The sequence below is a fragment of the Psychrobacter sp. NPDC078631 genome, from assembly GCF_050268165.1.
Taxonomy (GTDB): Bacteria; Pseudomonadota; Gammaproteobacteria; order Pseudomonadales; family Moraxellaceae; genus Psychrobacter.
In genome coordinates this window covers 336,322-355,953 of record NZ_JBNNGG010000002.1, presented here as the reverse complement: position 1 = coordinate 355,953, position 19,632 = coordinate 336,322, and the positions used below count along the sequence as shown (strand labels likewise).

The window sequence follows — 19,632 nt, the reverse complement described above, 5'->3', positions numbered from 1 at the left end:
AAACCTATGTATAAGTTGACCTTTTTTGTTCCTGATGCAGCGTTAGAACAAGTGAAATCTGCTTTGTTTACTGCTGGCGCTGGGAAAATTGGAAACTATGAGCAATGCTGTTGGCAGGTACAAGGAGCTGGTCAGTTTATGCCATTGTCAGGTAGTATGCCGCACATTGGTACACAGGATAGCTTAGAAACTGTCGATGAGTGGCGAGTTGAAATGGTGGTAGATGAAGCCTTTATCGATGCTACCATTGCCGCGTTAAAAGAAGCGCATCCCTATGAAACGCCAGCTTATGATGTGATAAAAGTTTTGGATTTCTAGTTTTATATAGAAAAATGCCAGATTCTTAACTGTAAGAATTCTCATAAAAAAACCAAATAAGCCATTCGATGACTTATTTGGTTATAAAGTTTTTAATGTTCCAACTGAATATTCATAGTGAATATCAGATCCTAATAACTGATTAATCTTTTTTAAGTTTAATCACGTTGTAGCTTGGGTAGCCTAGCTCGATTTTATAATCGTCGCGTCCACGTTCGGCCTTTATCTTAATCTTACGATCACCGTTTTTATATTTGACGTCTTTGACGCGATATCCCATGCTACGGACTTTACTAGTAGCTCTTTGCTCGACAACAGAGACATAGCTGTCTTTGTTATCCTTTTTTTCTTTGTGTTTTTTATGCCCTTTATTGTCCTTATGAGTATGCTCGTATAGGTCGTCATAGCCGTTGTAGCCATTCGGCGCAGTCACACAGCCTGTGGTCACTGCCAATAAAGCTGCGACTATGCTGCCAGTCGCTACCGTTTTTAATGTTGAAAATGATAGAGTTTTCATAATGATTTCCTAATAATATATCATTGCTCAATATGGGTAAAAGTTAAATGTACCGAGGTCATTAGCTGAAAATGCTGAAAGCAATCAATCTTTTCTGACTTTGATCACATCTAAATTTGGATAACTTAATAGTATTTCGTACTTTTGTGAACCGCGTTTGGCCTCAACCTCAAAGACGCCTCGCTTGTTTTTTTCTTCAAGATCGATATCTTCAATACGGTAGCCCATCGCCCTTACTTTGTTGATAGCACGGCGTTTAATAGCTGGGTAACGTGATTCTCTTTTAATAATGTCTTCGACATCGCCTTTTTTATAGCGCTGACCATTCTGATAATTATCTTTATGCTTGTTTTCTTTATAGCGGCCATTATTTTTTTGCGACTTACTATTATCCCAGTTATCTGGCCATGATCTTTTACTTGAGCTGATGAGTCTTAGGGTAGGGTAAGTATATTTTAGTTCGTAGGCTTGGTTGTTCTTTTTAGCATAAGCCGTAAGAGCTCGATCACCACGGTAACTATCAGCTCTGATATGTATAACTTGATAGCCTTTGCGGCGCAAGTCTTGTCGAAGCTGCTGACTGATGCGATTAAAGTTATGGCTTTGGCTATTATTGTCACCACGATAGACAGGCTGATTGTCATATCCTGAGCCTACAACTGTACAACCCACTGTCGTACCCAATAATGCAACGACAAGACCAGTAGACAAAGTGGCCTTAATAGAGAAGGGTTTTATTGTTTTCATGAGGCAGTATCCTATGATGAGATTAAGTGGGTCGTGTAGGTTAAAGGTACCTATATTCTCTATAACTATAAGATTTTAAAAGTATTCTGGCGAATTAAACTAAATCGTAATTAATAAGTATTTCTAGTGATTTATTTTTCGAAATATTTCCTTACATTATCTATAATAGAGTACAAAACTTTGCGCTAGGTGTCATTTGCGTTAATAAGTTGTAATAATTGTGGTAAATAAAATAAATCGTTGTAAGCATATGCTTACATGCAATGACGTTTACGCGACTTAACATAAGAGTGAGAGTTAGGCATTATAGTCACACGGCATTAGGGAATGTGACTCAAGGATTGAGTTGACCGCATTAAGGATAATGATTCGATAACTAGCGTCAGGATGACAATAGCGATTGAAGTAAGGACACATACCCTTTGCTGATAGCAGCAAGTAATACTGAAGCTGTAGTGTAGTAAAAAGGGCAGGATGCCCAGTATCACAATATACTGAATATTTGTGCAAGGATGCATGAAAAGCAGTCGTGATAGGTAACATGGATAGTTAACAATAAAACCGCATAACAATTGATTGCTATGCGGTTTTATCGTGTCTGGAGAATGGTAATTTATTTCCCCAACAGCTTGTCTGTACAGTATAAATCTGACATAAAAAAACCGCATATATTTCTATGCGGTTTTTCAGTTTATTCAGTAGAGTAGTTATGAACTAAATATATTAATATTTGTTTTCTACACGCCAGTCATCTACTTCACGCTCTGCGTCTTCTTTGGCATGACCGTAACGTTCTTGTACGCGACCTACTAGCTTGTCACGGCTACCTTCGATATGGGTAAGATCGTCGTCTGTTAGCTCAGCCCATTTTTGTTTAACTGAACCTTTCATTTGGTTCCATTCGCCTTTTAGAGTATGTTCGTTCATTGTATTATTCCTTTTATTGAACTTATTGTGTTTGATTTATATTTTAATCACTATTTTGATTCTTATTTCACGATATCGATTACTGATACTGCTATTTAATTTTTATTCTAATTGTATTGCACAAGGATAAATGATTGGTTCCAAATATCTTGTGAGATCAAATATAGGACTTTTCAATTCAACTGTCTGTATATGCTATGTTTATAGTGTTACTTAATTATAGTGAGCGTTTACTAAGTGTTATATACAGGGCTGCTGTAGTAGTGCCACGTAAATTGCGTCTATTGTACGTGATAATAATTCTTTCTATGAACTTGTTTTTTATATGAATATTAAAAAAATATATTATTTATTGAAAAATAATTATGCAAATAAAAAAGCAGAGACTCAAAAATAGAGTAGCTGCTTTTTTTATTATCTTTGAAATTGAGTGAAAGTTATTTCGTCGAATATTTATTCAAATAACGATGATAGCGTTTGGTGAGTTTTTTTATTCGTATACGATCAGAAATCAATGAGAAAATTGGCGAGGCAGTTGGTTTGGGCGATTTTCCTTGCCCCATGCGCTGTAATTGTCGCTTGATGACCGCCATTGTAGCAACTGCACTTAAGGTTTTATCTTTCCAGCGTACCACAGGATTGTGAGCACTAAGCGTACTATCATTTTTCCAGTCATTCGGTAGAGCAGGGTTCATGGCTAATGCGGTTCCCATACCAACCATATCAATCCCTTGCGCCAGTACATCTTCTGCGACAGCCAATCGCCTAACGCCACCTGTCGTCATGATAGGCATGGTAGCGACTTGAGCAATCTCCTTTGCAAAGTCTAAAAAGTAAGCTTCTCGTTGCAACGTGCGACCATCAGCTGTGCTGCCTTGCATGGCTGGGCTTTCGTAGCTGCCACCTGATAGTTCAACCAAATCTACCGCCAATTCATTCACCGCTGAAATAACCACTTTGGCATCATCTGCATCAAATCCTCCGCGCTGGAAATCGGCTGAGTTTATCTTCACAGCGACTGCAAAGGTAGGCGCAACTTGAGCACGAACGGCTTTGATTACTTCGATTAATAGTCGCATCCGATTCTCAATCGAACCGCCATATTCATCTTTACGTTTATTGGTAAGCGGTGATAAAAATTGAGAAATTAGATAGCCGTGGGCGGCATGAATTTGTACACCATCGAAGCCAGCTTGTTCTGCTTTTAGAGCACTATCGGCGAATCGCTGTATCAGTTGCTCGATATCTTGTTGCGTCATCGCGCGCGGTTTACCAAATAGATGAGAGTGTTTGCCCAAGTCAATTGCTACGTCAGAAGGTGATAGCACATCGCCGCCCATGGCAGCATATACTTGACGGCCAGGATGATTGAGCTGCATCCAAACCTGGGTATTGTTGTGCTTGGCAGCATTTGCCCACGCTCTAAAAGGCGCTATCTCACTGTGTTTGTCTAATACGACACCACCAGGCCCTGTCATAGCACGGCCATCGACCATCACGTTTCCCGTGATTAACAGACCTGTACCGCCTTCTGCCCAGTTTTTGTATAGACGGAGCAGAGTAGGGCCAGGGACTTGACCGACATCAGCCATGTTTTCTTCCATGGCAGCTTTCGCTAAGCGGTTGGGTAAGGTAGCGCCACAAGGCAGAACTAAAGGGGTGAATACAGGTGATGTCATGATAGTGGCCTAGAAATGGTTGTTTTGTGAAGCATGAGTTCTACTATGGGTTTGGCTATAGACATATGGTTTAAATGACTATAACCTTATAGCTAAGATATTCGCTGTCGGCAATTGACCATTATCATCACATTTTTTTGGCACAATAGCACCTAAGGTAAATTACTGGTGTGTCGATATAATTATCTATTGAATAGGAATACCTCTGCATTGAATGTATTAGCGCAAGATTTGACAGTCCCAGTAGAATCTAAACGTGAGCTGGCGAAAGCTAAGACTCGGCGTGCGTTATTAAAAAGTGCCTTGCGGTTGTACAGTTTGGAAGGTGCTCAGGGCATGAGCATGAATAAAGTTGCCAAAGGTGCAGGTATTGCCCAGCCCAGTTTTTACAATCATTTTGAGAGCCTAGAGACGTTACAAAATGAGCTGAGCGCCCAACTAAAAGACAATTATCTATCACCGATGCGACTGGCATGGGTCAATATGCTCAAAGATTATGATGTGTTGAGTAAAGATCAGTTTAATCAGCAATGTCGACAATGTCTGATTATGATCTTTGATTCTGCATTTGAGAATATCGCACTGTTTCAACACTTGCTCGAAGATCGTCCTAGATTTAGTGACAGTATAGAAAACCAATCTTCATTAAATAATGGACTAGGCAATCTGATTACTGAAATACAAGAAGAATGGACAGAGATATTTATTCAGGGATTACAGTTATCCAATCGTACTTGCGAGCGCAGTGCTGTCAATCTATGCGTCGATATGGCGGCGGCACAAGTACATGAGTTGATATTGGGCTGTCATCAGCAGCGTTACTCAAGACAACAAGCGATTGCCACGTTGAGTAACAGCTTCGATGCACTGTTCGCCAATTTTTTGCACGGAAGCAATACTAGTCAGTAATGATAATTAGCAAAAATTATTGTCATGAAATCTAGAACAAAAAACACAACAGGGAGAGTGACTATGGCCACAACCACGGCTGCACCAACGTTAGGCGAAGCGCAAACGCATTTTAGAACTTGTACATTGTGCGAGGCAATGTGCGGCGTCGAAATAAAACATGATGGCGAAAAAGTCTTGTCGATTAAAGGGGATAAAAACGATCCCTTTTCGCAAGGCTATATTTGTCCGAAAGCCACCGCTTTGCAAGATTTGCATGAAGATCCTGACCGTTTACGTCAGCCGGTAGAGAGAACGGCAGACGGTTGGAAATCTATTAGTTGGCCAGAAGCGTTGGATAAAGTCGCCGCAGGTATTCAGTCCATACAGCAAAAGTATGGTCAAAATGCGTTGGGTGTTTATCTAGGTAATCCTAACGTACATAACATGGGTGGTATGTTGACCATCAAACAACTACTTACCAGCTTAAAGACGCGCAGTCGTTTTTCTGCCACTTCTATCGACCAGCTGCCACATCATATTATTAGTATGCATCTATTTGGTCACATGCTGCGCATTCCAGTTCCCGATGTCAATAATACACAATATATGCTTATTATCGGTGGCAATCCGCTGGCTTCTAACGGCAGTATCATGACTGCGCCCAATATGCGTCAAAAGTTAAAAGATATCAAAGCGCGCGATGGCAAAGTAGTGGTGGTTGATCCAAGACGTACCGAAACTGCAGACATCGCTAGTGAGCACCACTTTATTCGTCCAGCGACGGACGCATTGCTGCTATTGGCTATGCTAAATGAAATCTATACGCAGGGTTATGCCAAGCTCGATACTAGAGTGGCTGCCTTGGCACCTGAGATCGATCGACTTGCTTTGTTTGCTGAACAATACACGCCTGAGTCAGTGGCAGATATCACGGGTATTACCGCAGATGAAATCAAACGTATCGTCAAAGAGTTTTGTGAAGCGGAAAGCTCAGTTTGTTATGGCCGTATGGGCATCTCGGTGCAAGAGTTTGGTTTGCTCAGCCAATATTTATCTATGGTCATCAATATCGTCATGGGTCGTTTAGATGAAGTGGGTGGACTCATGTTCCCAAATCCTGCCGTAGATGTTGTGAACAGCTCAGGCCCAGGCTATTTAGGTAAACGTCATAGCCGCGTCAGCAACTTGCCAGATTTTAATGGTGAGTATCCAGTGGTTGCGATGGCAGATGAGATGTTAGTCGAAGGGGAAGGCCAGTTAAAGGGATTCGTTACGGTCGCTGGTAATCCTGTTTTGAGTACCCCAAATGGTGAAAAGTTGGATGAAGCACTATCTCAGTTAGAGTTTATGGTCTCGCTTGATTATTTTGTGACTGAGACCAGTCGCCATGCCAATATTATTCTGCCGCCTGTATCGCCATTAGAGCGCGACCATTATGACATCACCTTTAATGGCTTTGCCGTGCACAATGTCGCCAAATATTCGCCTGCTTTGTTTGATAAAACTGACGATACCAAGCATGACTGGGAGATTTATTTAGGATTAGCAGATCGCTTAGACAAAGATGCACCAGAAGCAACGCAAAAGGAACGTGCCGCGACAAAAGCCTTTGGTCCTAAGTTCTTGTTAGAGCAAGGCCTAAAGTATGGACCTCATAAGGAGGTGACATTTGAAGCATTAGTCGAAAATCCGCATGGTATCGATTTGGGTCCGTTGCATCGTATGTTGCCAGAGGCCATCAAACACGCTGATAAACAAATTCATCTTCATGTTGATTTTTATCAGTCAGATTTGGCCCGTGTCAAAGAGATGGTACAGCAGTACAACAGTAATGAGATTTTGCTAATCGGTCGTCGTCATGTACGTAGCAACAACTCATGGTTGCACAATAGCCATCGATTGGTAAAAGGTAAATCTCGCTGTACATTGATGCTGCATCCGCAAACAGCAGCACAACATGGCATTGCAGACGGTCAAGATGTTAGAGTAACTTCTCGAGTAGGTAGCGTGGTCATTGCAGCAGAAGTGACGGATGAGCTGATGCCAGGAGTGGTCAGTATCCCGCACGGCTTTGGTCACGGTCGCAAAGGAGTCAAGCAAAAGATTGCTCAAGCGCATGCAGGTGTCAGCGTCAACGATTTGACTGATGAGACGTTGATTGATCAGTTGAGTGGTAATGCCGCCGTTAATGGTGTGCCTGTGCAACTAGAAGCATTGGATATGGGTGTAGATGGTTTATCGACTGCTACAGAGACTGTGACAGAAGGCGCATTAGCATAAAGTTAATGATATATTTGTAGAAATATAAAAAAGGCGTTCACGTAAAGTGAGCGCCTTTTTTTTGCAATTTAAATATATCGCTGAGCCGATCAAACGCTCATGCCGATAAAATCAAAATCGACATTAGGGGTTTCGTCTTGGATTAGCAAACTAAGGGCTTTTGCAGAGCCGCAAGAGTGTGTCCATCCCAATGTACCATGTCCTGTATTGAGCCATAAATTGTCAAAAGTCGCTGAAGTATTATGACTACCATGTTTGACTTGACCACAGTGTGCGCGACCAATTAGGGGCACGTTCGATGGGGTCATCGGGCGCAGTCCTGTCCAATATTGCACAGAGTTTGCGATAATACCTTTTGGAAATAACTGCTGCACACGGCGAGTAATGGCCTCACAGCGCGTGGCATTTAAATCTAGGTTATAGCCATTAAATTCAGCTGTACCAGCGACTCGCAATTTGTCACCCAGTCGTGAGGTGACTAGCTTAAACTCATCATCAATTAGACTGACAAAAGGCGCTAAATGCGGCGCGCGTGGATTCACCGTATACGTAGCCGAATAACCTTTTGCTGGAAATATTGGCGCGTGTATCCCCAATGGTTTTAGTAGAGGTACGCTATAGCTGCCAAGCGCGACCACATGACTATCAGCCGTAAAGGTCTGCGCATTTTCGCCTTTTGGACGGATAGTAATACTGTGTACATGCGGACGCGCAGAGTCGGTATCGGTATTGAGTGCCAAAATCTCGGTATCATATAAAAACTGTACACCAGCATCGATACAGCGCTGCGCTAAACGTTGGGTAAACAGGTGCGCATTGCCAGACTCATCACGGCTGGTATAGGTTGCTCCCGTGAGCTTATGCGCAATTGGGTAGAGCGCTGGCTCTAAATTGACAGCGTTATTGATATCAATCACATGGCGCTCACAACCAAGCGCTTGCATGCGTTCAGTTGGTTCGATAGCCGCATCAAACTCTGCCTGATTGGTATAAAAATGCATGATACCGCGTGTTTGCTGCTCATAGTCGATGCCAATATCCGCACGCAGCTGTTGTAAGGTATCTCTTGAATATAGACCTAAGCGCACCATTTGCACCAGATTGGCATCAGCTCTATCGGCGCGGCACTCTTGCAAAAACTGCATGGCCCATTTGAGTTGATCCTTGTCCGCACGCAAGCGATACAGTAGCGGAGCATCTTCTTTAAACAGCCACTTAAGCGCTTTCATCGGGGTCGCAGGGTTGGCCCAAGGCGTGGCATGTGAGACAGATATTTGACCGCCATTGGCAAATGACGTCTGCATACCTGCTGCCGGTTCGCGCTCAATCACGGTCACATCATAGCCTGCCTGACGTAGATACCATGCGGTGGTCACGCCCACCACGCCTGCTCCGAGTACCGCAATATGTGTCATAGGATTCTCTATGCTCATGTTAGTCATGACGGTCGCGCTGTATTGAACGACCATCACCTTTGCCGCGTCGCTTGCCTGATTCGATGTGCCTTTATTTCGGGCGTGCGACATCTACTTGTAGTGCAGCTGGCAAGTCCAATATGCTCAAATCACTTTCTGCTAACTGTTCAGGGCGTGCCACGACCAAAGCGATAAAGCCATCGTCATTTTTCATCGTATTGACCACTTGGATTTTATCAATCTTGTCACCTGCGTTTGGTGTCTCACCAGTGCCTTGCACATAGTGTAAAAATGCTTTGGGCGCAGATTTAAAGTAAATACGAGCGATGACTTCCTGACCTAAGTAGCAGCCTTTATCATAGTCCATGCCGCCGCGCTGATGCAGACGCAGCTCTTGCGGTTGAAACTCACCTTGAGTCGCGGCCACAACCCAATAATTACCAGTAGCTAGGCTGCATGCCATCCAAGCCTGCGTATCCTCAGCAGTATTATGGTCGTCTTTATGGCTAAAAGTTGGCTCATCTGCTAGCACACAAGGATAAATCGCTGCTGGTACACTGGTTTTAAATTTAGAAAACGCCCCGTACTTATTAAGGTGTGCCTGAAAAGACTCAGCACAGTCGCTACTGATGACCACATCATAATGTTTCTCTGCTTGTTTTTTGATCCAGATGCCAAACTCAATACGACCTTTTAGGTTACCGATGGCGGCTGCCTGATAGCTAAGCCCAAGTTTGGTAACGTCACAAGTCAATTGCCCTTGCAAGAATTTTTCGGCGTCTTCGCCTTGGATAGTTAATTGCGAAAACTGCGGTACAGCTGCTAGATTTGAAGACTGAGTCATTGTTATTATCCTTCTGATGAGAGCTTACTTAGTAATAATATAGAGAATAAATCGAAGTGATAAAAAATTATATGGGCGCTTTTATCATTGATAGTATCTGTGCATATAAATTTAAATGAGGCTAAGAAGAGTACCACAAAAAACCCTGCCATAAAAAACGTCATCAATCAGCGATGAGTTAAGTGTTAAATTGGGCATAGCGTTTGATTTTCAAGCGTACAAATTGGTTAAAGGTGGTGAGTTACGGTACAATATCAGCTCTATAATTAACCTAATGTACGATGGCTGCCGAGGAAATAATGAGCTTACCAAATTGCCCTAAATGTGATGCTGAATATACGTACGAAGATGGTGCGTTACTGGTATGTCCTATGTGTGCTCATGAATGGACGGCGGCTGAGACTGATGCAGCGCAAGCTGAAGACCAAGACGCAGTGATTCGTGATGCAGTGGGTAATGAGCTACAAGATGGCGATGCCGTGACTGTAATCAAAGACTTAAAAGTCAAAGGCTCTTCAATCGTGATTAAAGTGGGTACTAAGGCGAAAAGTATTCGCCTGTTGCCAGACGCTACCGATGGTCATGATATCGACTGCAAACTTGATGGCTATGGCCCCATGAAGCTCAAGTCTTCTGTGGTCAAAAAAGCTTAAATTGTAAAAACTTCTTGAAAGATTCGATAATAAACAAATATAAAGCAGACGTTTAGTCACAAAACATTGTCGTTATAAATGTCGCTATAAGTAGAGAATAATTATGAGTACTAAAAACGAACAGCTCTTTGCACAAGCACGTAAACATATCCCAGGTGGTGTTAACTCACCAGTTCGCGCATTTGCAGGGGTTGGTGGTACACCTATCTTTATGCACCGTGCCAATGGCAGCAAAATTTATGATACCGAAGACAACGCCTATATTGACTATGTTGGCTCGTGGGGCCCAATGATTTTGGGTCATGCGCACCCAAAAGTCATCGATGCGGTGAAAAAAGCCGCTGATGATGGTCTAAGCTTTGGCACACCAACGCCGTTTGAAACGACCGTTGCAGATAAGATTTGCGAGATCGTTCCTAGTGTTGAAATGATTCGCATGACCAGCTCTGGTACAGAAGCGACCATGAGTGCAATTCGCTTAGCACGTGGTTACACTCAGCGTGATAAAATCGTTAAGTTTGAAGGCTGCTACCACGGGCATTCAGACAGCCTGCTAGTAAAAGCAGGCTCTGGCATGCTTGATATTGGTGAGCCAACGTCAAAAGGTGTGCCAGCAGATTTTGCTAAGCATACTATTACGATTCCTTATAATGATCCGCAAGCGATTAAAGATTGTTTTGAGAAATGGGGCGAAGAAGTCGCTTGCGTTATCTTAGAGCCTATCGCTGGCAACATGAACATGGTTATCCCAACACAAGAATTCCATGATACGTTGCGCGCAGAATGTACGGCTAATGGCGCGGTATTAATCTTTGATGAAGTGATGACGGGCTTCCGCGTTGGTCTTGGCGGTGCGCAAGCCCATTTCGGTATTGACCCAGACTTGACTTGCTTCGGTAAAATCATCGGTGCTGGCTTACCTGTTGGTGCTTTCGGTGGTAAAAAAGAAGTCATGTCTTGCATCGCGCCACTTGGCGGTGTCTATCAAGCTGGTACATTATCAGGCAATCCACTAGCGATGCGCGCTGGTATCGCCATGTTTGAGGACTTAACAGCAGAAGGTTTCTACGACGAGTTAGCAGCGAAAGTTGATCACCTAGTAGACGGTTTCCAAGCAGCAGCTGACAGACATGGTATTCATCTACGTACCAATAAGCTTGGCGGTATGTTTGGCATGTTCTTTGTCAAAGACAGCGCAACCGAAACACCAAAGAACTTCGATGACGTGACAGAGTGCGATATGGACGTATTCAATACTTTCTTCCACGGTATGCTAGATCGCGGTATTTACTTGGCACCGTCAGCTTATGAAGCAGGCTTTATGTCTATCAAACATAGCGACGAAGATATTGATGCGTCAATCAAGGCGGCTGATGAGATATTTGCAGAAATGGCAAAAGCATAGTTTAGCCATGTAAGTTATTAGCTAACTAAAAAGTTAAAGCTTAAAAAACCAGCAAGGTCATCCCGTGATCTTCGCTGGTTTTTTTGTTTATCGATATCTTATTTATAATCGTATTGGGAAGAATATAAAGTTTGTCATTTAACTTATATGACGATTAAACGTTATCGTGCTTTATCAAACTTACGATTTCTCAAGCTCAGATTGCCTCGTAGCACATCGCTATACATACGAAAATCGCTGACAAAGCTTTTCAATGGAAACTTAAAAGAAGCGGGTTTGTTCTTCTCAAAGAAAAAATGTCCAACCCATGCACAAGCATATCCAGCGGCAATGCCCTTTACCAAAGGTTTGGCTGAGCCAGTTTTGACAGACTTTGCTAGTCCTAATAATCCAAAGCTACTACCTGCGAAATGTAGGCGGCGACAGGCCATGTTTTGATGCTCATCTAAGTAAAAATCATAAAATGCCTGTTTGGGCGAACTTTCAGTTTTTACCATGTCTTTTTTGGCGCTACTGATAGGGGTCTCAGTATTTTGGGTAGCGTCTTTTGTGGTGGTCTGATTCATATGACTAGCTTCCTTGCTGGTGGGTTTGATAACTACTAATTGCAAATGATTTTTAACCGATTAGCTGGTGGCTTTTGAAGTAAATTACACGGATAAAAATTCTGTAAATAACGGTTTTTTATCATGATATTGATAGCTTTCAATGTAGCAAACCGATATGCGTAACACAAGCGCTAGATGCTGAGCCGATACCTGTCAACTCATAGGGTGGTCGTCGATGTTCCCGCTACAGTTTTGCATCGCTTGCGAGTGTTTGGCATAAATGCTTTAATGATAAAATTGCCCTGATTTTTGTGGTTATGACTTTTTTCTATACATGTGATTTTATAACTATATAGCACGTGATTTTGGTAAACTATCCACTCTCTCTAACACGGTGACGACTTGTCCTATGCCTATTGACTACCTTACGAATCCGCCAATTGGCGATGATGAAATGATGGCAGCCATCGATATTGGTTCCAACAGTTTCCATTTAGCTATTGCTCGTCTTGACCATGGGGAAGTGCGAAAAGTAGTCTCGATGTCTGAAAAGGTACAGCTCGCCGCCGGTCTGGACGAAAATAATATTCTAAGCGCAGCCGCTGAGCAGCGCGGTCTTGATTGTTTAAGCCGCTTTGTAGCGCGCTTGGATTCAGTACCGCCAGAGCGGATTCGTGTGGTCGCGACCAATGCGTTGCGTCAAGCCAAAAACGCTAACGACTTTATTTCCCGTGCCAATAAAATCCTACCAAAACCTATTGAGATTATCGCGGGCCGCGAAGAGGCGCGATTGATTTATTTGGGCGTCTCGCATACCAACGAGAGTAGTGATAAACGCTTGGTTATGGATATTGGCGGCGGTTCGACAGAGTTTATTATTGGTCAAAATTTCGATCCATTATTGACTGAAAGTTTACAAATGGGCTGTGTTTCTTTTACCCAAAAATTCTTTGCTGACGGCCTGATTACTAAAGAAGCCTTCAATAGTGCAATTTCAGGTGCACGTAAAGAAGTCTTAGCGATTAATGGTCGTTATCAAAAGACAGGCTGGAGCAGTGTGGTCGGCTCAAGCGGTACAATTAAAGCGGTGCGTAATGTTCTAGTATCAAAAGGCTGGGCCGATGAGCAAGAACGCATTACCTATAAAGGTGTCAAAAAATTAGAGAAATTGCTGATTAAGATTGGCAATATTGATGAGATCGAGTTAGAAGGTGTCAAAGAACATCGTAAAGCCGTATTTCCTGCTGGCGTGGCAGTATTGCGCGCGGTGATGAAAGTGCTGGGCGTTGAAACCATTACCTACTCAGATGGTGCGTTACGTGAAGGCGTTATGTACGATATGCTTGGTCGTTTTGCTAGTGAAGATGTGCGTGACCGCAGTGTATTGGCGTTAATCAAGCGTTATTCAGGGGATAAAAAGCAAGCCAAGCAAGTGGTGAAAACCAGCCGTCATTTATTTGAACAAGTAAAAGACAAGCTGACCCTGTCCAATGATGATTGCGACTTGCTCAGACGTGCTGCATTCTTGCATGAGATAGGACTGGCAATCAGTCACAGTAGTTATCATAAGCACAGCGCGTATTTGCTTGAATACTCTGATATTCCAGGGTTTTCGCAAGTCGATCAAAAACGCATGGCGCAGCTGATGCTTAACCATCGCCGCAAGCTTAAAGCCGATATGCTAGAGCAGACTTGTCAGATTGGTGGTGATCAGCTGGTTTATCTCTGCTTATTGTTGCGCCTCGCCGTACTGGCGCATCATAGCCGCAGTGATTATGCGCTACCAGAGCTAGAACTAAAGGTAGTCGCTGAAAACAGCTGGCAAATTACCTTGGCGGATAGCAGTGAGCATTATGCGTTCTTGCTCGCAGATTTGCGTACTGAAATTGACCAGTTTGCTAAATGGGGCGTACAGCTTAGTGTGATTGAAGCTCAAGAGGCCGAGACTCCAGAGGTTGAGCAGTTACCATTGTAAGTATTGAGTTAAAGATTAACGTAACAAAAGCGGCGTTGTCGATAATGTCATGCTATTTAAGATGTGCTACTATAGCTCCTATTGAGTTTACAACTGTACTTTCATTATCTGAATACGGATAACGATATTATTCTTAAACATAAATACATTAAGTATAATTATTAAAGGGAAGCGTCTATGAGCACTGTCTGGGATAGTGTGCAGCTTGCACGACATGCCAAGCGTCCATTATTTATGGACTATGTTAATCAGCTTTTTACCGAATTTGACGAGTTGCATGGCGACCGTGCTTTTGCCGATGACAAAGCCATTCTCGGTGGTCTTGCACGTTTTGATGGTCAGCCTGTGATGGTAATTGGTCAGCATCGTGGTCGTAGCACCCGTGAGCGTATTGCTCATAACTTTGGCATGGCCAATCCTGAAGGCTATCGCAAAGTGATTCGTTTGGTCAAAATGGCCGAGCGCTTTAACATTCCGGTGATGACCTTTGTAGATACTCAAGGTGCTTACCCTGGTATTGGTGCAGAAGAGCGCGGACAAGCGCAAGCGATTGCAGAGAGCATTGCTGTATTTTCTAGCCTAAAAGTGCCTGTGATTGTGACTATCATTGGTGAAGGTGGCTCAGGTGGGGCATTGGCAATTGGTGTTGGTGATAAAGTAAATATGCTACAAAACAGTATTTACTCAGTGATCTCGCCAGAAGGCTGTGCTTCTATTCTTTGGAAAACCGCTGAAAAAGCACAAGACGCTAGTGAAGCACTAAAACTAAACGCCATTAACCTTTATCAAATGGGTTTGATTGACGCTGTCATCGAAGAAGGCGAGGGCGCACATGTGCAGCCACAACCTGTGATGAATGCCTTAAAAGCATTGATTACTGAGCAGCTTGATGAGATTAAAGACCTAGATCCTCAAGAGCGTTGTGAGCTACGTTATGAGAAGCTAAAGTCTTTCAACTCAGAAGTGATGTTGCCTGCTTAATTGGTTGTTATGGCGCCTTTATTGTTAAGTCGCTATTATTCAATAATAGGTTTTTCATATTAGAGTCTGAGTCTTAATGCTAAAATAAAAACGTGTCATTTAATGGCGCGTTTTTTTATGGTTGTTAGTATATAAAGCACCTAACGTAACTAAAAATAAGGCTGACTATGACCAGCAGTGCAATCATCTCACATCCTATTAAACCAATTTCCGATTTGCCAGTTGATGAGACGCTAGCAACCGCATTATTGAGCAGTATGTCTGTTTATAGTGATCAGTTGCATGGTCGTCGTCTTTGGCTGGCATGTAGTGGTGGGCGTGATTCATTGGCACTTGCGGCGCTGTGTGTGCAGCTCTACCGACAAGGTAAATTGCCATGTCTGCCGGAGCTGTTACATGTCGATCATGGGTTACAATCGGATAGTCAGCATTGGGCTAAGCATGTTGCCAATTGGGCGCAAGCTCAGCAGATACCTTGTCGTATTTTACAGGCACAAGTGAACGGACATGATGAGCAGGCAGCACGGCAAGCACGCTATAATGTTATGCGAGCTCATATCAACCAAGACGATGTATTGCTATTAGCGCATCACGCTGATGACCAAGCTGAAACCGTATTGATGCGACTAATCCAAGGCGCTGGAGTCAATGGTCTTTCTGGTATGCAGCCATGGCGAGTGCAAACGCAGGGCGTACAGCGCAATATCCTGTGGCGACCTTGGCTCACAATACGACGAGCCAATATTAGTGCCTACGCCAAGCGCTTAGAGTTGCCTTATATCGATGATCCTACCAATGACAGCGGCGACAACGTACGTAGTGGGCTACGCCGCGATATCATGCCCATATTGTTCACATACAATCCCAATGTGATTGATAATATCGCTCGAAGTGCGCAGCTGTTAAGTGATGCACAGGAAACAATCAATGCTCAAGCTATTCAGGATATGCAGCAAACAGAAAATACAGACCTGCAACTTTCACTCGCACAGCGCGCGCTAAGTATCAATGCGTTGCAAAAGCTACCCATGTATCGTCAGCGGCAATTATTGCATTATTGGCTCGGTCAAGATGAGCCATTACCACCTGCTAAGCAACTCGTCGATGACGTACTAACTCTCAGCCAACGTGATGACCAAGATCATCAAACAGAACTGTTTTGGCAAGGTCGTAAGGCATCTTATACCATTCGCCGCTATCGTCAGCAGCTCTATCGTATGAGCAGCGAATGGCTGTCTTGGCTGAAGCTACCACTGACCGAGCAGGTGCTGCCATTATTTAGTCATTCAGCTAATAATTTAACATCACTCACCATACGTAGCAGTGATCGTTATATTTGGCAGTTGCAAGTAAAAGCAGATGCACTGGTACGATTGTTAGAAAATAGTACGGACTGTGTAGTACAACAGATAGTGTTAAAAGTAGCACCGTTAGACCGTATGCAACGGTTAAAGACCGAGATGGCTGCGCGCCCACAAGCAGGCAAAAAACTGTATCAAACGCTTGGGATTCCAATATGGCTGCGAGACAGCTTAATGGTAGTTAGCATCACCTTTATAAAAAAATCTGAAAATGGAAGCGACATACAAACTGATATTCCTCTATTACTAACATTGCCATTTGAGAGTTGGCTTTTGAGTTCTGAGCAGACGGATAAAGATACCGATAGCGATGCTAAAAGAAATCAATTGGCTGAGTACATTGCAAGTGAGCTTAGTCTAAAATAGAAAGCGTCAAAAGTTTAATATCCGTTGGTTGACTCATTGATTTTTATCAGGTTGATGTCAGGCGCGACATTTTGAATTTATCAAACGGTGGTAGTGGCAGTATGATAAACTGAGTGTCGTTTTATATATCAGTATGTTAAGTTGAATACCTTTGAATTTTGTGACTAGGAGACAAGTATGTCGGTATTAGATAATAAAAAAATCAGTTTTATTGGTGGCGGAAACATGGCACAAGCGCTCATTAGCGGGCTTGTGGGTTGCGGCATCAAACCAAATCTAATCACGGTCGCCGATCCTAGCAGCGATGCACGTGAGCAATTAGCCGCCAAAGGTCTAAATACTGTTGATCCAATGGCTGATCCAAAGTCTGCTGTGATCGGTGCAGATATCGTGGTGCTAGCAGTAAAACCACAGATGATGAAAGTAGTGGTAAGTGCTTTTGCTGATGTACTAGACAATCAATTGGTCATTTCAGTAGCGGCAGGTTTGTCGACTGATCTTTTATCAAACATGCTGGGCGGCTATAGCAATATCGTCCGTGCAATGCCAAACACGCCTTCTATGATTCAAATGGGTGCGACTGGCCTTTATGGTACAGACAATATCTCAGCGGAACAGAAGCAGCTAGCAACAGCCGTTATGGAAGCATCAGGTTTGGTCATGTGGGTCGATGACGAAGAGCATATGCATGCGGTCACAGCCGTATCAGGTTCAGCGCCAGCGTATATGTTTTATTTCATCGAATCGATGGTCGATGGGGCAGTTGCATTAGGGTTAGATAAAGAACAAGCCTCAGCGCTTGCGATGCAAACCATGTTAGGTGCTGCAAAAATGGCGATGAACAGTGATGATGCACCAGCTGAACTGCGCCGTAAAGTTACTTCGCCGAACGGTACTACTCAGGCAGCGGTTGAGTCAATGCAAGCCAATGAGATTGGTCGTCAAATCAGTGAGGCCATGCAAGCTTGCTATGATCGTAGCCAAGCGTTAAGTGAAGAGATGAGTAAGTAAACACTGACAAGGTGTGCTGTGAGTGATAACTGACGACACACCTTATGTAATCATCAGCATCTGATAATGACATTTGTCATCCTAGAATCTGTTAATAATGTCACATTGAGTAGCACTTCATGAACAACATGTTATTTCAAATTTTTGATTTGGTCACCACATTCGCTATGATGCTGGTGTTTATTCGTTTTATGTTGCAGTTTGCGGGAATGGATGCGAGCAATCCGATGATTGCGCCTGCTTATAAGGCGACGCATATCGTCGATGTATTTGGGCGTATTTTTCCGACTGTTGCACAGGGTCGTATTAGCATTGCCGCTATCGTGCTGATGTTTTTGATTCGTCTAATCGATATCTCTGGAAAGGCCGCATTGACGCATAAAGGTATTGCGCCTGTACCGCTATTCTTTACGGGCACGACTAGCTTATTGTTAGACTTTTTACGTATGTGTCGCTACCTAGTGATTGGTTCTATCATCGTTAGCTGGATTGTGGTGTTTACCAGATCTGAGCATCCGATTATTGGCATTATCATTAATTTGGCTGAACCTATTTTGGCCCCGTTTCGTCGTATTACGCCGAATTTAGGGATGCTAGATTTATCGCCAATGGTGGCTTTCTTAGCATTTTATTTGCTGGAGATATTCATCGGTGGCTTGGCTGCAAGTGTGTTGCCAACCTTGGGTTAATCCTAATAGAATTAAATCTGAAAACTGTCATAAAAAAGGCGTTCTATCAAAATATAGAGCGCCTTTTTTGCGTCTGCTACTTGGGTAAGCTATAGCTTATTAGATATGCTAAAAACGAACAAAGCGATTTGGTATGAGTTGAGCTTGAGTATCATCAGGATGCGGTGCATCAGCTGCCTGCAATGTCTGGGTAATCCAACTGTCGGCTGCTTTTACCGCGTCGATGAGAGCATCACCCATTGCCAAGCGTCCAGCGATAAAGCTGGCGAGTGAACATCCTGAGCCATGGAACTCACCATCTAAGCGCGGTAAGGTGCTTTTATGCACCATTTCGCCCTGTATATATAAGTACTGCTCGATGTCACCGCTATCAAAATCATGTGAGGTCTTTACTAATACCGCATGAGCACCTTGAGCACATAGCTTTTTTGCCCCGACATGCAAGTCTTGCTCACCGCTAAGCGCACGTAGCTCATGAGTATTTGGGGTGATTAAAGTAGCATAGGGCAGTAATTGTCTAAAGGCGCTAACCAGTGTTTTCTCATCGCCCAAGCTGCCACCGCTATTCGCGACTAGTACAGGGTCTAAGACAAATGGCATGTCGTTATCGATAATTTGATCAGCAAATAATTTGGTCAACATTGCGATATTATCAGTGGTGCCGAGCATACCTGATTTAATAGCACTAACAGGCAAGTCATCAAGAACCGCAGTAGCTTGAGCTTTTACCAATGATGCCGCACAAGCCTCAAAGCCAAATACCTGCTGTGAGCTTTGGATAGTGACCGCCGTACACGCGATGGCTGCATGTGCCCCTGACTGTCCAATGGCCTCGATATCCGCTTGTAATCCAGCACCGCCTGAAGGGTCTAATCCTGAAAAACACAGTACAACAGGTCGCATAACAGCTCCTTTTAAGAGATTTTAAAGTAAGTGACAAATACTATAGCCACCTACTACTAAAAAATCTATCATAGTCTTATGCTTGTGGATGAGGTATAAGACGGTAGAGTGAGTAGGCCTAA

At 43.3% G+C, this 19,632-nt stretch carries 18 protein-coding genes; 10 read left to right on the top strand and 8 right to left on the bottom strand.

Annotation, left to right across the window (positions count from 1 at the left end; translation table 11 throughout):
- Positions 1-6 precede the first annotated feature (6 nt).
- On the top strand, positions 7-318 hold the full coding sequence (locus ACQKCP_RS07580; RefSeq protein ID WP_427611873.1) for an NGG1p interacting factor NIF3: 312 nt from the start codon (positions 7-9) through the stop codon (positions 316-318).
- Between the two features lie 142 nt (positions 319-460).
- On the opposite strand, the gene ACQKCP_RS07575 is transcribed toward ACQKCP_RS07580, so the two are convergent.
- From ACQKCP_RS07575 to ACQKCP_RS07560, 4 genes are all read right to left on the bottom strand, one after another.
- Positions 461-835 (bottom strand): hypothetical protein, encoded by a 375-nt coding sequence (locus ACQKCP_RS07575; protein ID WP_427611872.1) that lies wholly within the window; start codon positions 833-835, stop codon positions 461-463.
- An 84-nt stretch (positions 836-919) separates the two neighbouring features.
- The gene (locus ACQKCP_RS07570; protein ID WP_427611871.1) at positions 920-1,582 is read right to left on the bottom strand and encodes a hypothetical protein; all 663 of its coding nucleotides are present in this window, start codon (positions 1,580-1,582) and stop codon (positions 920-922) included.
- A 723-nt stretch (positions 1,583-2,305) separates the two neighbouring features.
- The gene (locus tag ACQKCP_RS07565) at positions 2,306-2,509 is read right to left on the bottom strand and encodes a CsbD family protein (protein WP_057758006.1); all 204 of its coding nucleotides are present in this window, start codon (positions 2,507-2,509) and stop codon (positions 2,306-2,308) included.
- 437 nt (positions 2,510-2,946) lie between these two features.
- On the bottom strand, positions 2,947-4,188 hold the full coding sequence (locus ACQKCP_RS07560) for an NADH:flavin oxidoreductase/NADH oxidase family protein (RefSeq protein ID WP_427611870.1): 1,242 nt from the start codon (positions 4,186-4,188) through the stop codon (positions 2,947-2,949).
- Between the two features lie 210 nt (positions 4,189-4,398).
- On the opposite strand from ACQKCP_RS07560, the gene ACQKCP_RS07555 reads away from it, so the two are divergent.
- Together ACQKCP_RS07555 and ACQKCP_RS07550 are read left to right on the top strand one after the other, a co-directional pair.
- Positions 4,399-5,097: a TetR/AcrR family transcriptional regulator gene (locus ACQKCP_RS07555; RefSeq protein WP_427611869.1), complete on the top strand. Its 699-nt coding sequence runs from the start codon at positions 4,399-4,401 to the stop codon at positions 5,095-5,097.
- A gap of 63 nt (positions 5,098-5,160) precedes the next feature.
- Positions 5,161-7,359 (top strand): molybdopterin oxidoreductase family protein, encoded by a 2,199-nt coding sequence (locus ACQKCP_RS07550; RefSeq protein ID WP_427611868.1) that lies wholly within the window; start codon positions 5,161-5,163, stop codon positions 7,357-7,359.
- An 89-nt stretch (positions 7,360-7,448) separates the two neighbouring features.
- Here the strand turns inward: ACQKCP_RS07550 and ACQKCP_RS07545 are convergent, their stop codons facing one another.
- Together ACQKCP_RS07545 and ACQKCP_RS07540 are read right to left on the bottom strand one after the other, a co-directional pair.
- Entirely contained in the window at positions 7,449-8,774 is a 1,326-nt protein-coding gene (locus ACQKCP_RS07545; protein WP_427611867.1) for a D-amino acid dehydrogenase, read from the bottom strand.
- 91 nt (positions 8,775-8,865) lie between these two features.
- The gene (locus tag ACQKCP_RS07540; RefSeq protein WP_427611866.1) at positions 8,866-9,618 is read right to left on the bottom strand and encodes a YgfZ/GcvT domain-containing protein; all 753 of its coding nucleotides are present in this window, start codon (positions 9,616-9,618) and stop codon (positions 8,866-8,868) included.
- 299 nt (positions 9,619-9,917) lie between these two features.
- Between ACQKCP_RS07540 and ACQKCP_RS07535 the strand changes: the two genes are divergently transcribed.
- Both ACQKCP_RS07535 and hemL read left to right on the top strand, forming a co-directional pair.
- On the top strand, positions 9,918-10,271 hold the full coding sequence (locus ACQKCP_RS07535; protein WP_057758016.1) for a zinc ribbon domain-containing protein YjdM: 354 nt from the start codon (positions 9,918-9,920) through the stop codon (positions 10,269-10,271).
- Positions 10,272-10,374: 103 nt separating this feature from the next.
- Positions 10,375-11,676 (top strand): glutamate-1-semialdehyde 2,1-aminomutase, encoded by a 1,302-nt coding sequence (hemL, locus tag ACQKCP_RS07530; protein WP_427611865.1) that lies wholly within the window; start codon positions 10,375-10,377, stop codon positions 11,674-11,676.
- A gap of 161 nt (positions 11,677-11,837) precedes the next feature.
- Here the strand turns inward: hemL and ACQKCP_RS07525 are convergent, their stop codons facing one another.
- Positions 11,838-12,173 (bottom strand): Mpo1-like protein, encoded by a 336-nt coding sequence (locus ACQKCP_RS07525; RefSeq protein WP_427612034.1) that lies wholly within the window; start codon positions 12,171-12,173, stop codon positions 11,838-11,840.
- Positions 12,174-12,633: 460 nt separating this feature from the next.
- Between ACQKCP_RS07525 and ppx the strand changes: the two genes are divergently transcribed.
- From ppx to ACQKCP_RS07500, 5 genes are all read left to right on the top strand, one after another.
- Entirely contained in the window at positions 12,634-14,199 is a 1,566-nt protein-coding gene (gene ppx / locus ACQKCP_RS07520; RefSeq protein ID WP_427611864.1) for an exopolyphosphatase, read from the top strand.
- 177 nt (positions 14,200-14,376) lie between these two features.
- A complete protein-coding gene (locus ACQKCP_RS07515; RefSeq protein ID WP_102078709.1) occupies positions 14,377-15,180 on the top strand; it encodes an acetyl-CoA carboxylase carboxyltransferase subunit alpha in 804 nt (267 codons plus the stop codon).
- Between the two features lie 167 nt (positions 15,181-15,347).
- Positions 15,348-16,907 carry a tRNA lysidine(34) synthetase TilS gene (gene tilS, locus ACQKCP_RS07510; protein WP_427611863.1) on the top strand — a complete coding sequence of 520 codons (1,560 nt, stop codon included), beginning with the start codon at positions 15,348-15,350 and terminating at the stop codon, positions 16,905-16,907.
- Between the two features lie 177 nt (positions 16,908-17,084).
- Positions 17,085-17,918 carry a pyrroline-5-carboxylate reductase gene (gene proC, locus ACQKCP_RS07505; RefSeq protein ID WP_296209212.1) on the top strand — a complete coding sequence of 278 codons (834 nt, stop codon included), beginning with the start codon at positions 17,085-17,087 and terminating at the stop codon, positions 17,916-17,918.
- A gap of 128 nt (positions 17,919-18,046) precedes the next feature.
- Positions 18,047-18,607: a YggT family protein gene (locus ACQKCP_RS07500; RefSeq protein ID WP_224737825.1), complete on the top strand. Its 561-nt coding sequence runs from the start codon at positions 18,047-18,049 to the stop codon at positions 18,605-18,607.
- Positions 18,608-18,715: 108 nt separating this feature from the next.
- Here ACQKCP_RS07500 and ACQKCP_RS07495 read toward each other — a convergent pair whose 3' ends face one another.
- On the bottom strand, positions 18,716-19,510 hold the full coding sequence (locus tag ACQKCP_RS07495; RefSeq protein ID WP_427611862.1) for a hydroxymethylpyrimidine/phosphomethylpyrimidine kinase: 795 nt from the start codon (positions 19,508-19,510) through the stop codon (positions 18,716-18,718).
- Positions 19,511-19,632: the final 122 nt, after the last annotated feature.

Bases quoted from the DNA above. Each gene is read 5' to 3' on its own strand.
- ACQKCP_RS07500 (WP_224737825.1), top strand. From the start codon at position 18,047: ATGTTATTTCAAATTTTTGATTTGGTCACCACATTCGCTATGATGCTG.
- tilS (WP_427611863.1), top strand. From the start codon at position 15,348: ATGACCAGCAGTGCAATCATCTCACATCCTATTAAACCAATTTCCGAT.
- hemL (WP_427611865.1), top strand. From the start codon at position 10,375: ATGAGTACTAAAAACGAACAGCTCTTTGCACAAGCACGTAAACATATC.
- ACQKCP_RS07525 (WP_427612034.1), bottom strand. From the start codon at position 12,173: ATGGTAAAAACTGAAAGTTCGCCCAAACAGGCATTTTATGATTTTTAC.
- proC (WP_296209212.1), top strand. From the start codon at position 17,085: ATGTCGGTATTAGATAATAAAAAAATCAGTTTTATTGGTGGCGGAAAC.
- ACQKCP_RS07580 (WP_427611873.1), top strand. From the start codon at position 7: ATGTATAAGTTGACCTTTTTTGTTCCTGATGCAGCGTTAGAACAAGTG.
- ACQKCP_RS07515 (WP_102078709.1), top strand. From the start codon at position 14,377: ATGAGCACTGTCTGGGATAGTGTGCAGCTTGCACGACATGCCAAGCGT.
- ACQKCP_RS07545 (WP_427611867.1), bottom strand. From the start codon at position 8,774: ATGACACATATTGCGGTACTCGGAGCAGGCGTGGTGGGCGTGACCACC.
- ACQKCP_RS07540 (WP_427611866.1), bottom strand. From the start codon at position 9,618: ATGACTCAGTCTTCAAATCTAGCAGCTGTACCGCAGTTTTCGCAATTA.
- ACQKCP_RS07575 (WP_427611872.1), bottom strand. From the start codon at position 835: ATGAAAACTCTATCATTTTCAACATTAAAAACGGTAGCGACTGGCAGC.
- ACQKCP_RS07570 (WP_427611871.1), bottom strand. From the start codon at position 1,582: ATGAAAACAATAAAACCCTTCTCTATTAAGGCCACTTTGTCTACTGGT.
- ACQKCP_RS07560 (WP_427611870.1), bottom strand. From the start codon at position 4,188: ATGACATCACCTGTATTCACCCCTTTAGTTCTGCCTTGTGGCGCTACC.
- ACQKCP_RS07565 (WP_057758006.1), bottom strand. From the start codon at position 2,509: ATGAACGAACATACTCTAAAAGGCGAATGGAACCAAATGAAAGGTTCA.
- ppx (WP_427611864.1), top strand. From the start codon at position 12,634: ATGCCTATTGACTACCTTACGAATCCGCCAATTGGCGATGATGAAATG.
- ACQKCP_RS07495 (WP_427611862.1), bottom strand. From the start codon at position 19,510: ATGCGACCTGTTGTACTGTGTTTTTCAGGATTAGACCCTTCAGGCGGT.
- ACQKCP_RS07550 (WP_427611868.1), top strand. From the start codon at position 5,161: ATGGCCACAACCACGGCTGCACCAACGTTAGGCGAAGCGCAAACGCAT.
- ACQKCP_RS07535 (WP_057758016.1), top strand. From the start codon at position 9,918: ATGAGCTTACCAAATTGCCCTAAATGTGATGCTGAATATACGTACGAA.